We start from the raw sequence: 13,081 nt of genomic DNA, 5'->3' as shown, positions 1-13,081 counted from the left end.
AACAACACTCAGCCTTTAATGGAGCCAAGCATTACACCTTTCACAAAATATTTCTGCAGAAATGGATATACGGCCAATATCGGAACAATCATAACAATGACCGCCGCTGATCTTACACCCTCAGGTGTCAGGTTGGAAACCATCGTAGGATCGGAGAAATCCTGGACCAGCGAAGTAGACTTGATCATATTCTGGACCAGTACCGTCATATTGAATTTGACAGTGTCATTGATATAAATCATCACACTCATAAATGAATTCCAATAGCCCACTCCATAAAATAAGGCCAGCGTAGCCAGCATCGGTTTGGATAGCGGGAGGACAATCCGGAATAGTAGCCCCAGCTCACTGCATCCATCGATACGTGCCGCTTCGTCCACTTCCTTCGGCAAATTCTCAAATGAAGAACGCATAATAAGCATGTTGTACGTGCTGACCAGTCCAGGCAGCCATAATGCCCCGTAGCTGTTGACCAAGCCGAGCTTTTGGACAACCAGATAAGTCGGAATCAGACCGCCGTTAAAAATCATTGTAAATACCATAGCCATGGTGAAAAATCTTCTGCTGTAGAATTGTTTTCTGGAAAGCGGATATGCAGCCATGATTGTTACAGCCATACTGAGCGCAGTACCGATCAATGTAATCTCCACACTGTTCCAGAATGAACGCACAATCGGCGTTCCCTTGAACAGGCTCTCGAAAGAGAATAAGCTGAAGTCGACTGGCCACAGTCCTACACGTCCCGCCATCACAGCATTAGCACCACTGAGAGATAATGCTGTGACATTCAGCAGCGGCAGTATACAGCTTAAGGCAATCAGGGACAGGACAATATAGTTGAGCGTATAAAAAACTTGTTCACCTCTTGTATCTTTCACAGCTATCCCCTCCTCACCATAATCCTTCGTTAAATTTGCGGGCGATATAATTGGCACTGAAAATCAGGAGGAACGCAACCAGCGATTCGAACAGCCCCATGGCGGTGGTCAGACTGAATTGGGCGCCCTGCAGACCGGTCCGGTAAATGTATGTGCTGATTACATCCGCGATCTGGTTAACGTTTGAATTCTGGAGCATGTAGACCTGGTCAAAGCCCACTTCCATGACACGCCCCATCGACAGGATCAGCAACAGGATAATGGTCGGCCGGATGCCCGGAATGGTTACATGCCAGATCTGGCGCAGCTTGCTTGCTCCGTCCATCCCTGCGGCCTCGTAGAGGCTCGGGTCAATGGTTGTTAAGGCCGCCAGAAAAATGATGGCATTAAACCCCATATCCTTCCATATGCCGGAGCCGACAAATATCGCGATCCAAGAGCCTTTGCTGTACATGAAGGCAAAAGGTTCACCGTAGATCTTTTCCACCAGATTGTTGACTATCCCATGCTCCATAGAGAAAACTGTCGTGACCATCATGGCAATGATGACCCACGAGAGAAAATGCGGCATATAGACAATCGTCTGAATTGTACGTTTGAATCCCATATTCCTTACCTCGTTAAGCATAATTGCCAAAATAATCGGAATGGGAAATCCGAATACAACGCTCAGCAAACTCAAACCCACAGTGTTTCGAATAATCTCAAGTGTCCTGGAATCCTGAAACAAAGTTTGAAAATGCTGAAATCCCACCCACGGGCTGTTCAAAACTCCATCGTAAAAATTGTAATCTTTGAACGCAAGAACCAACCCTCCGATTGGCGCATACCGAAAAATCACATAAAATAATATGACGGGCACAAACATGATCAGCAGGGGAATGTTTGATTTGAACCGTCTTAACGCTTGCTGTCTTGTTCTGTGCTTCGCGACCTTATCTCCCGGCCGGAATACCGGGCCTCTCACTGTGCGTGCTGCCTTCATCTCTTCTCTCCTCTCAAGGCTGTATCCATCTGTAATCTATTCTAGTGACATCTGCAAACGCAATCATTTGATATTTACCGATGATTTATTGAAATTCTACACAAGTAGAACAGGTTTGCCGTCCTCTGAACGAGGTGTACCTCATTATCTGAGAAATACAAAACGGATTGATTGCAGAAATATTCAATCTCTTGCAACCCAAAAAAACCCAGCCAATGGCTGAGTTTTGGATGTTATTGTGTGGAGTCCTTTATACATTAATCAATCAAGCCTTCACCTGTTTGTTTACGGTATTCGCTGGGCGATTTCCCGGTAAGCTGTTTAAAAACGGTCGTGAAATAACTGGAATTATCAAATCCGCTCTCCTCGGCAATTCCCAGCATCCTTAGTTTAGTTCCGGCCAAAAGCGATTTTGCCCGCTCAATCCGCAGGTGGCTAACATAGCTGGTAAACCCTATGCCTGTCTCCTTTTTAAACAGGTTACTGAGATAATTAGGCGTCACATGCACATGCCCGGCCACTGTCTGCAGCGTGCATACCCCGCGGTAATGAGAGTCAATGTATTGCTTCGCCCGTAAGACGACATCACCCTGCTTCTCCTGCAGCCACTGTACGAATAAGGCGATGAAATCCCTGCTCTTGCCCTCGGCCCATTCCATAAGCTCGGGTACAGAGCGAAGCATCAGGATCGCTCCAGGATTCAGGGCTTCATATCCGGCAGCTTTCAAATGCCTGAAGTCATTCATTAGAATATCCGAGAAAGCGGTCATCATCGTGTAGACCTCCGTTTTTCCGGACTGAAGGTCCATGATTGATGCTTTTTGAAGATAAGCTGTTATCCTTTCCCTTACCCCCTGCAGGTTACTTGTGATCAACAAGGACAGCAATTCTTCCTTGAACGGGTAGGAGCGCTGCGGATTCATCCCGTCGGGGGGAGTTTCCCCGCCGGCTGCTTTCCCGATTTTTTGGTATTGTGCCGCCAAGCCGTCAAGCTGCCGGAGAATTCCTCCATCCAGCCAGCAGACCTGAATACCAGTATAGCGGCTTACCGTGCTCCGAACTGTCGATTGATAAGCGGCGGCAACGGGCCCCGGCTCCAGCAGGAAGGCAAACTCTTCACTCCTCAATGGGAACCATATTCCCCGCACACCATGCCTCACCATCAACTCCGTTATAATGTTGGATACCGCATAATGCAGAAGCCCTACATCCCGCTGCGTATAAGTTTTCTCATGCGGATAATAGCTTCGGACTCTTAGAATACAGAAGGAGAAGCCTGCCCACTCCCTGCTGCAGGCCTCCCACGCCTCAAGATCGTGGGAGCATCCGTAGAGAGCCGCCCGGAACAGATTGATCTGCCGTTCTTTGAGCCGGACCTTTTTTTCCAGCATGTTCAGGCGGAACTTCTCATAGGCCTTGCGCAGGACGCGGTAAACTTCATCCAGAGAAAACGGTTTCAGAAGGAACTCGACTGCACCGTACCGTACCGCCCGCTGTGCGTACTCAAATTCCCGGTAACCGGTCAGAATAATCACCATGACGTTTGGATTGCTGTCCGAGAGCCTTTCCGTCAACGAAAGACCATCCATAACAGGCATATTAATATCCGTAATGACCAAATCGGGCATGCACAGCTCCATTGCAGCCAGAGCTTCCTCCCCGTCTGCCGCTTCGCCGACCACTTCCCATCCCAGCTCATTGGTGCTGATCAACTTCATCAGCCCTTCGCGGAACCAAGCTTCGTCATCCACGACGAGCAGCTTTCCGATCATATCCGTTCCCCCCTCCCGCAGAATGATATGGAAGACGCAGGCGTACCAGCGTCCCCTTCCCTATTGCTGAGTGAATATCCACCCCGTAAGGAGCGCCATACACCAATTCAATACGGCGGATGACGCTCCTGGTACCGATATGCCGGCCGCCATCGTCCGCGATGCCTGGCAACTCCAAAATGCTCCGGATCAGAGCTTGATCCATACCGCTGCCGTTGTCGGCGATTTCCAGAACCAGCTGCTCCGGATTTTCTCCGGCCGCCAGCATCCGGTATCCGCTGATCGTTAGGCGGCGGTCGTTTTTTTTGTTACGAAAAGCATGCACAAACACATTTTCCACAATGGGTTGAAGCAGCAGCCGGATAACCGGGCAGTTCAACAGCTCGTCTGGAAGATCAATCTCTATTGAGAGCGCCTCCTGATAACGCGCCTTCTGAATTTCAAGGTAGTTGTTAATCTGCTTGATTTCATCATGCAAGGTCGTCAAATGCTGTACCGGCTCCAACGTATACTGCAGCATCTCCGACAAATTATTGACAAGTTGCGCTGAATTCTCATCGCCGTGCATGTAGAACTTCCAAAAAAACATACCCAATGTATTGTACAGAAAATGGGGGTTAAGCTGTGCCTGAATAGCTTTCAGCTCTGCTTCCTTCTCACTGATCTCCCGTTCATAAACCTCATGTATCAACGTTTCTATCCGGGAAGTCATGCGGTTAAAGCTGTCCCCAATAAAAGCCAGCTCGTCACGTGTCCTGATGCTGACCCGTGTGTCGAACTTCCCTTCACGCACCCGCCTCATTCCTTGCACAAGGCTTCCAAGCGGGCGAAGCAGCCTTCTGCTGATTACGGTAATGATTAACCAGGAACAGAAGAGACTAGCCAGGGCGGATATAATGGCCACTTGTAAAATCACTTTACTCCGGCTTTGGATCTGTTCAAGCGAAACCTTGCTCACCAGCGAGAAATTTACCTTGTCCGCTACTTGATTCGTATATAAATAGGAGATTCCGCCCTCTTTCTGGATCAGATTCGCATCAGTGCCCAATTCCGGCAAATCCGGAACAGATTCTGCGTCCCCGCTCAATGAATACAGCAGCTTACCGTCACCATCGAACAGATAAGCATTCGCATCCTCATGCACGCGCAAATCTTTAAGATGAGACTCAAATAAAGAGGTATTAAACAGAATAAGCATCATTCCATAGGTCTCCAGATCAACAGAACGCATCAATCTGCCCGCCATTACCCAATTTGTAGGTTCCATCTGGCTCCCGGGGTCAAGTTTGACCCGGCTCCAGACATATTCCCCAGCGGTTCCTTCCAGCCTGTCTATCATGTCTTCCAAGCAGGTTGGGTCCAGACGCTGGAAAGAACCGGATAAAGTTCCCAGGTTCATAATATTACCCTTGAGATCATAGATTCGCATACCTATCATTTCCGGAGCGTCTAGCCGGACCTGGTATAACTGTTCATCCAATACTCTCTCAACCTGCATTCTTTCAAAAGAAGTTGCCCCTGCCGTCTGATTAAGAATCGCTGTTTTCACCGAAGGATTAAGTGTGATATAGTCTGTAATCCTGTACATGTCCTTTACCCGGGAATCGAGACGAGCCAGCACTTGTTTTGTAGTCTGTCTGTATTGGCGGCTGATCTCCTGATTAAACAGCGAGAGATGCACCTTGTATGTAATCAGTCCGGTTATACCCGAGATGATAAGTGTTGCCACTGACAACGCGGCTATCAGCTTGGTGCTAAATTTAAAGCGGTTACAAAACAAACGGCTTAACCTCCTCAAAAATGAATTCCGAGAGAATAATGCCATCTTAACGCAACGCTGTCGTCCGTTTCAATTACATTTAACAAAAAAATAAAAGAACAGTCCCATAACCATCTTGGGAGATGATTATAGGACTGTCTATACCCTCATATTGAGTTTTACTGGACATAAACTACTTGGCTTAACATTGTTTACAAGTCTGGATGCTCATGTTTCGCTTTCAGGCGGTTCCAGCGGCGTTGTACCTCGTTCTCGAAGCTGCGCAGCGCAGGCTCGTTCTCAGGCTTCAGCAGATGGCGGGTTTTGCCCATCGTCTTCAGCCAAGCCGAGACCTCTACCCGTTTATTTTTGTCTTCCGGATTGTACGTAATATTCGTCGCTCCTTGCTCTACTTCGTAGAGCGGGAAGAAACAAGACTCGACAGCCAGGGATACGATGTCGGTTCCATCCTTGTCTTCGGACATCCAGTTCAGCGGGCAGGCAATCAGAATCTTGCCATAGACCAGACCTTCATTCTGAGCATACCATTGTGCTTTGGCCGCTTTCTTCAGCAGATCCTGCGGGTAAGCCTCGCAGCCGGTGAACACATAAGGAATGTTCGTAGCCGCCATAATTTGCGCGGTGTCTTTATGCTGTGTTACTTTGCCCTGCTGGGTTTTCCCGATGCTGGATGTCGAAGTACGGTGTCCGAGCGGCGTAGAATACGATTGCTGTGCGCCTGTATTCATATAACCTTCGTTATCGTACTCTACGATGATCATCTTGTGGCCGCGCAGCGCTGCGCCGATGGCCGGTCCCATACCAATATCCATACCGCCATCGCCGGTAACCATGACAAAGGTAAAGTCCTCTTGCAGGCCCAGTCCATCCAGCTCACCGCGGCGTTTGCGTTCCCAGAACATTTCCACGACACCGGACAGCGTAGCTGCACCGTTCTGGAAGAGGTTATGAATAAACGTTGATTTATGGGAGGAGTACGGATAACCTGTTGTGGTTACCATTGCGCAGCCCGTGTGATAGAGCGCTACGATATCTCCTTCAATCCCTTTGAAGAACAGCTCCAGGCCCGAGAAAATACCGCAGCCCGGACAAGCACCATGACCCGGTGACAACCGTCTAGGCTTCTTCATCAGGCTACGGACCGGAGGCACCTTCACACTCAGCTTGCCGGTCACTTCATCCTGCTTCACCGTAATCAGTCCGGTCTTGAGCGACTCGAAATTCATCGGTTTCAGCAATCGTTTCGGAGCTTTTTCCGCTTCACCAGGATTATGTCCATAATAATCGAACGGCACTTCTACGCGATCCGCGACCACAGCGTCCATGGCGAGCTGGAAGAAATGATGTCCATCTTCAGCGAAGAAATCCTTACCGCCCAGTCCATAAATGCGGCTGATTACCTTGGTAGTGGTGTTGCCGTAAGTGAACAGGGCCGCCTTAATTTCGTTGACCATATTGCCGCCGTGTCCGCCAACAGAGTCAGCGCGGTCCCCGACAGTGATCGCTTTAACGTTTTTCAACGCTTCGGCAATTTGCTTCTGCGGGAAAGGACGAATCATATTCGGCGAGATCGCACCGGCTTTGATGCCTTGCAGGCGAAGCTGATCTACCACATCCTTGATGATTTCGGAAGCGGAGTTCATCAGGAATACCGCTACGTCGGCATCCTCCATCCGGTATTCCTCAATCATAGGGTAATGGCGTCCGGTCAGCTCAGCAAATTCCTGGGCGATTTCCTCGAACACTTCACCGGCATTGTACATCGCTACCGATTGCTGGTAACGGTTGTTGATATAATCCGGTTCATTCATATAAGGGCCTACCGTAACCGGATTGTTGCGGTCCAATGTATCGGTAAAACCGGTTGGCGGCTGTTCGCCTACGAATTTCTGAACATCCTCGCGGTGGGCGAAAGCCTGCACGCGGCGTTTCTGGTGGGAGGTGAAATAACCGTCAGAAGCAACCATAACCGGGAGACGGACCTTGGCATGTTCTGCCAGCTTCAGCGCCATCAGGTTCATGTCGTAGACGGACTGAGGATCACGGCACATCAGGATCGGCCAGCCGGTGTTCAGGGCAAAATACAAATCCGAATGGTCGCCATGAATATTCAGCGGACCGGAAATGGAGCGGCAGACCAGGTTCATGACCATAGGCATCCGCGTACCGGCTTGTACAGGCAATTGCTCCAGCATGAACATATAGCCTTGAGCACTGGTCGCGTTGAATACGCGTCCGCCTGCTGTAGAAGCACCATAACAAATCCCTGCCGAGCTGTGCTCGCCGTCCGAAGGAACCAGCATAATATCATGCTGTCCGCTTGCTTTCATCGTATCAAGAAACTGGGCAACCTCCGTCGACGGGGAGATCGGGAAATAACCCATGACATGGTAATTAATCTGATGTGCAGCATATGCCGCCATTTCATTTCCTGATTCATACAGGAATTTCTGTTCCACCTTGGCGGAACCTATTTCTTTTTCATAATCAATAGCCACTGTTCATTCCACCTTTCTTCAGAAGATTAAGACTGCGATATAAGATCGAATTGATGGTGCACCGTATGACTGTCCGCATAGCCTTCCTTCTCACGCAGAATGGACAGCGCAGAGGTCGGACAGGCGCCTACACATTTCAGGCAGCCCTTGCAATATTGATAGTCAATGCCCAGCAGGAACATTTGCGAGCGGCCTTTGCGGTCGAGCCGTTCTTCCCAGACAAAACACTGATCGGGGCAAACGGTATCACACTGTGCACAGTGGATACAGGATTCATTCTCATATGCAGGAATCATTCCGGAACGGGAAATACTCAGATTCTTGAGGAAGCTGCTGCCCGGATTAATGATGGTTCCCCCCATCGGCTGGGTCTCATAGCCCAGCGCTGAAATGTCGGAACGTACATATTCCGGCATGCTTTCGCCCTCCGGCAGCTCGAAGTCCATAAACTTCACTTCATTGAAGCCCCGTTCAAAGGTGGTAATCGCCGATTGTACAGCTTGCGGATATTTTTTGCCAAGAGATTTCTCAATTACGCCCTTCATGGTTTCGGTATCCAGGAAAGGACAAAGCCGGAACAATGCACCCAGCATTGCCATATTGACCCGGTTCTTTTCTTTCAGGGCAATGCTTGTCGCATCGATCACCGCAATCGTGCCTGCCTTCATCTTGAGCAGCTCTTTCAGCTCCTCCGGCGTCTTGGCCGAATTCACAAGAACGGTACTGTGCTCATAAATGCCGCTGGTCACATTGACGGTTTTGGCCAGTGCTTCATGGAAAACCCCAACGACGTGTGGACGCTCAACCGGCGAAGTATCGCGGATATGTGTGTCCAAATCACAGAAACGGATATGGGCCTTTACTGCTGACCCCTTCTTCTCCGAGCCGTAAGACGAAAAACTGACGCCGTTCAGACCTGCGCCCACTACACCCGCTTCTGCGAGCATCTTACCGGCCAGATTCGCTCCCAGCCCTCCAATGGACTCCAGACGAATCTCAAAGAAACCGAGATCGTTCAATTTTGGTAATTGTACCACCGACATAACCCCTTCCTTAGTGTCAAGTAGAATAACATCCTTTTGACTTTTTCAACGATTGTAACTTGATTTTGCAAGTCGCGAAGTGACATATCTTGCATTTTCCACGCTTTGGGAATCACATTTATTTATGGATTTTAGATGATTTCTTTATACGCGACAGAGCGGCGTTACTTTAATAGAAGGTAATCTGCCATACAAGCAACAATATGTGAAAATTGTGTGAAAAATCCGTGTTTCCCAAGGTTTTCGTGGATACAAGGTCACCCTTAATTTAGCAATAAAATTAAAAATTAAGATGTTAAATTTATCACATTAATCATGATAAATATCACAGTTAGCATACTCTCCCCAGCGAAAAACGCGTCTGAAAATTGCAAAAGCCCATCCGGAGATGGGCCAGGATTGCTGTAATTCTCAAAGGTTTAGTAAGTCCACCAGTTACCTGACATCACAATCATCGAGAACAGCTTGATGCTGTCTTCATAGTAATCTTCCGCTGCGCTGCCTGCCGTATGGCTCCAAAGTGAATTCAGCCAGCTCTGGTTAGCCGAAGAGGTCATGGCACTTACCCCGAACGGAGCATAAAAAGCACCGCTGTTATAGCTTCCGAAGGTAGTCCCATTGAGCTTGTAGCCATCCTTAATATTGCCCGGCGTATTGCTGACTTTAGTCTTGATCCAGCTATTCAGCTGGTTAAGCTGGGACAAGGCTCGGTTGTCTCCCGAGATCAGGTAATCGGTTGTAATCCGCCATGGGGTACGACAGGAATTATAGTTATAGTGCCCGTCGTTCGCATCCTCAAGGAAGTTGGCTGGCGCCGGTTTGTAGCCCCCTCCAGAGTAGACCACGAAGTCGGGCAGCAAACCGGTGGTAGAGCTATAGCCTGTATACAGGCTGTTGATGATCGTATAGGTTTTATCTGTAACATTTTGCCAGCGGTTATCTCCGGTTGCCGCTTGAAATGCCTTTAAATGACTCAGCATAAAGTCCGATGGCCGGGTAGCGGTATTGTAAGAGCCGCTGTTCGCCCAATCGCCGAGACGGATGGTCCACTGCGTCTGATTGATTTCATCGTCCATAATTGCATTTATAATATGATTGGCTGCCTGCAGATAGTTAACTGTGCCGCTGCTGCCCCACTGTTTGTCTGCGAGCAGGAGCGAGTAGGCGATATCCATATCACCATCCGTAGCTGAATCTTCCCCCTCGATATTCTCAAAGCTGCTGTTCTGCTTCCATGACATCAGGTAAGGATTTAGAGAACTGGGGTGTGCGGTGTAATAATTATACAGTCCGTCAAAATAAGTCTGTGCGTTGCTGTCATAACCACCCATAAGTACCGTGAACAGCATTCCGTAGCCATGGGCTTCGGATACAGTTTCGCCAGCCGAATTATATTTTACGTAATATTTGCCTGTGCCTGCCGGTTTCAGATAAGCCGCTTTCCAGGCATTCCATTTTGTTTTTACCGAGTTGTCCATACTTGTCTGTGTGACATGGTTAGGCTTGATTGTGCCGCTCGTATAAGTCGTATGCTGAGGGAACGGTTTGTTTACAGCAGCAAATGCGGAACCAGCCGGCAGGATAAATAGCGCCAGACAGAGTAACAAGAAGCTTTTCCAGCCAAGTTTATGCTTGCCTTGTCTTTTCATAAATGATTCACTCCTCAATAGTAGAATAAGAATCAATTGCGAAAATAAACCGGCGAAACCAGAGCTCCCCCCTCTCAAATAAATCCATGAACCTTTCCGGCAACAGCAATGAAAGTTAAAGCGCTTTAACTTTCACAACAAAAAAGATAATTCAGTTTCCTGAATTCGTCATGAAAGTAAGAACATCTTTAATATATAATCCCTGTTATTTTCTGTCAATCAGTATTGTGTCTTGGATACCAAATTAAAAAGCTGCCCCCATCCGCAGATTGCCTGCAGGGGACAGCTCGTCCATCACATTCTATTTAAAAAGCCTCTTCTACTCGATATCCTGCTGCATATGCTCAGCGATCAGCTGCTGCTTGCGGTCCCACACCTGCTCGCTGAGATTCACGCGGTACACCTCAGGATTGAGTATGCGCAGATACTCAGGCCAGAACAGGTCGAGCTGCTCCTGATGGTAGCGGCGGATCTCATCAAGCTCCGGTAATTTATAAACCTGGAAACCATTGACGTAGATTGGCTCCAGCATCGGCAGCGCCTCGTAACGGTCCACATGCTTCTTCATATATGGATGCAGCGGATTAAACAGCTTCAGCCGGGCACCGCTGCGCGGGCCAGTTTCTTCAGGGAAGCTGATATAATCGGCCAGCGCCTTACCATTGGTGCCGACAATCCGGAACACTTCCTTCTTGCCCGGCGTAGATACTTTCTCGGGGTTGGAGGAGATTTTGATCGTCGGTACCATTTCACCGGAAGGGGACTCAATCTCCACCAGCTTGTACACTCCGCCGAGGGAAGGCTGATCGGATGCCGTAATCAGCTGCGTTCCCACTCCCCAGGTATCTATGGCAGCTCCCTGCGACTTCAAGTTCATGATCGTGTTCTCATCGAGATCATTGGAAGCGACGATCTTGACATACTGCAGTCCGGCTTCATCAAGCATCTTACGTGCCTGGCGTGACAAATAGGCCAAGTCTCCGCTGTCGAGCCGGATGGCGTTCATACGTTTACCCTCTGCCTCCAGCTTCTTCGCAGTGTTAATCGCATGCGGCACACCGCTGCGCAGCGTGTCAAATGTATCCACCAGCAGCGTAACACCATCCGGCAGCACCTTGGCATAGGCATCAAACGCCTCCTGCTCGCTGGCGAAGCTCTGTACCCAGGAATGGGCATGTGTGCCCTTCGTGGGTATGCCGAACATTTTACCGGCCAGCATATTGGAGGTGGCATGGAAGCCGCCGATATAAGCCGCACGCGCTCCCCACACCGCCGCGTCGGCTTCCTGAGCACGCCGCGTGCCGAACTCCAGCAGAATATCATCCGGCGCCACCTGCTTGATACGGGAAGCTTTGGTGGCGATCAGTGTCTGATAGTTCATGAAGTTCAGGATGGCTGTCTCCACAAGCTGAGCCTCCATGATGGTTCCTTCCACACGGATCAGCGGCTCATCGGGAAAGACAAGCGCTCCTTCCTTCATGGAATGGATGCTGCCCTGGAAATGAAACTGCAGCAGCTCCTCCAGAAAAGCAGGCGCATAATTCTCCTCCTGCTCGGACAAGTAACGGATGTCTTCCTCAGTGAAACGCAGTTCACTGATGTACTGAGCGATCCGCTCCAGGCCTGCGAACACAGCAAAGCCGTTCCCGAAGGGAAGCTTGCGGAAATAGGCTTCGAATACAGCCTTGCGTTTATGGCTTCCATTTACCCAGTGGGCGTACATCATATTAATCTGATATTTGTCCGTATGTAGAGCAAGCTCTCTCCTCAAATCCTCATCTCCTAATATCTTCACTGCTGCATCTGCAGGTGCTATAGTTTTCTCTATTTTACGGTAACCACTTTTGCTCCGAGGCTGCCCCGGAAATGGCCCAGCGCCCAGACATGCCCATCGGCATTGAAGCTCGCCACAGCGTCTTCGTGTATGATGATTTCAAAACCTTTGTTATATGCATCCACAGCAGTATGCAGCACACAAATATCTGTACATACCCCTATCAGATGAAGCTCGGCAATCCCGCGTTCACGCAGTTTCAGCTCCAAATCGGTGCCGCTAAAGGCACTGTAACGGGTTTTGTCCATCCAATAGATGTCTTTCTGGTTGGCTTCATATACGTTATGCAGCTCCCCATACAGCTCACGCCCCCGGCTGCCGCGCAGATTATGCGGTGGAAACAGTTTGCTCTCCGGATGATAAGGATCATTGGCTTCATGTAAATCTACCGCCATCACCACGAAATCGCCACTCTTCACAAATTGCTCCGTCAACTGGCTCACTCTGGGCGCAATCTCTATGCCGGGTTGTCCAACAGGCAGGCTGCCGTCAATAAAATCATTGGTGAAATCGATCACGATCAATGCCTTCATTTAGTGACCTCCTAAAAGTTTTGTGAGCATCTACTCCATTGAATAACTTCGTACAAAACTGCTTCGAAAGCATACGCTAAGTTTTGTGAGCATCAACTCCATTGAATAG

At 49.1% G+C, this 13,081-nt stretch carries 9 protein-coding genes; all 9 read right to left on the bottom strand.

What is annotated here, in order from left to right:
- Positions 1-8: 8 nt before the first annotated feature.
- The 9 genes from NYE29_RS24725 to NYE29_RS24685 all read right to left on the bottom strand — a co-directional run bounded on the left by NYE29_RS24725 (position 9) and on the right by NYE29_RS24685 (position 12,972).
- Positions 9-878, bottom strand: coding sequence for a carbohydrate ABC transporter permease (locus NYE29_RS24725; protein ID WP_038593138.1), 870 nt, complete (start codon positions 876-878; stop codon positions 9-11).
- A gap of 13 nt (positions 879-891) precedes the next feature.
- Entirely contained in the window at positions 892-1,863 is a 972-nt protein-coding gene (locus NYE29_RS24720; RefSeq protein ID WP_038593140.1) for an ABC transporter permease, read from the bottom strand.
- A gap of 257 nt (positions 1,864-2,120) precedes the next feature.
- Positions 2,121-3,635 (bottom strand): response regulator transcription factor, encoded by a 1,515-nt coding sequence (locus tag NYE29_RS24715; protein WP_340897882.1) that lies wholly within the window; start codon positions 3,633-3,635, stop codon positions 2,121-2,123.
- Positions 3,607-5,415, bottom strand: a complete 1,809-nt coding sequence (locus NYE29_RS24710; RefSeq protein WP_076109458.1) for a cache domain-containing sensor histidine kinase — start codon at positions 5,413-5,415, stop codon at positions 3,607-3,609. Before NYE29_RS24710 ends, NYE29_RS24715 begins: the two co-directional genes overlap by 29 nt.
- Positions 5,416-5,606: 191 nt before the next feature.
- On the bottom strand, positions 5,607-7,913 hold the full coding sequence (locus NYE29_RS24705; protein WP_076109457.1) for a thiamine pyrophosphate-dependent enzyme: 2,307 nt from the start codon (positions 7,911-7,913) through the stop codon (positions 5,607-5,609).
- A 26-nt stretch (positions 7,914-7,939) separates the two neighbouring features.
- A complete protein-coding gene (locus tag NYE29_RS24700) occupies positions 7,940-8,950 on the bottom strand; it encodes a 2-oxoacid:acceptor oxidoreductase family protein (protein ID WP_038600037.1) in 1,011 nt (336 codons plus the stop codon).
- A gap of 425 nt (positions 8,951-9,375) precedes the next feature.
- Positions 9,376-10,605, bottom strand: a complete 1,230-nt coding sequence (locus tag NYE29_RS24695; RefSeq protein WP_076109456.1) for a glycosyl hydrolase family 8 — start codon at positions 10,603-10,605, stop codon at positions 9,376-9,378.
- A gap of 319 nt (positions 10,606-10,924) precedes the next feature.
- A complete protein-coding gene (locus NYE29_RS24690; RefSeq protein ID WP_076109455.1) occupies positions 10,925-12,376 on the bottom strand; it encodes a nicotinate phosphoribosyltransferase in 1,452 nt (483 codons plus the stop codon).
- 53 nt (positions 12,377-12,429) lie between these two features.
- Positions 12,430-12,972: a cysteine hydrolase family protein gene (locus NYE29_RS24685; protein ID WP_076109454.1), complete on the bottom strand. Its 543-nt coding sequence runs from the start codon at positions 12,970-12,972 to the stop codon at positions 12,430-12,432.
- Positions 12,973-13,081: the final 109 nt, after the last annotated feature.

Origin of the sequence: Paenibacillus sp. FSL M7-1046 (assembly GCF_038007405.1) — a bacterium.
Classification (GTDB): Bacteria; Bacillota; Bacilli; order Paenibacillales; family Paenibacillaceae; genus Paenibacillus_AQ.
Note: the sequence above shows the minus strand (reverse complement) of the source record. Positions and strands in the feature narration are given on the sequence as shown.

Coding starts and splice junctions, on each gene's coding strand:
- NYE29_RS24695 (WP_076109456.1), bottom strand. CDS start 10,605: ATGAAAAGACAAGGCAAGCATAAACTTGGCTGGAAAAGCTTCTTGTTA.
- NYE29_RS24685 (WP_076109454.1), bottom strand. CDS start 12,972: ATGAAGGCATTGATCGTGATCGATTTCACCAATGATTTTATTGACGGC.
- NYE29_RS24720 (WP_038593140.1), bottom strand. CDS start 1,863: ATGAAGGCAGCACGCACAGTGAGAGGCCCGGTATTCCGGCCGGGAGAT.
- NYE29_RS24715 (WP_340897882.1), bottom strand. CDS start 3,635: ATGATCGGAAAGCTGCTCGTCGTGGATGACGAAGCTTGGTTCCGCGAA.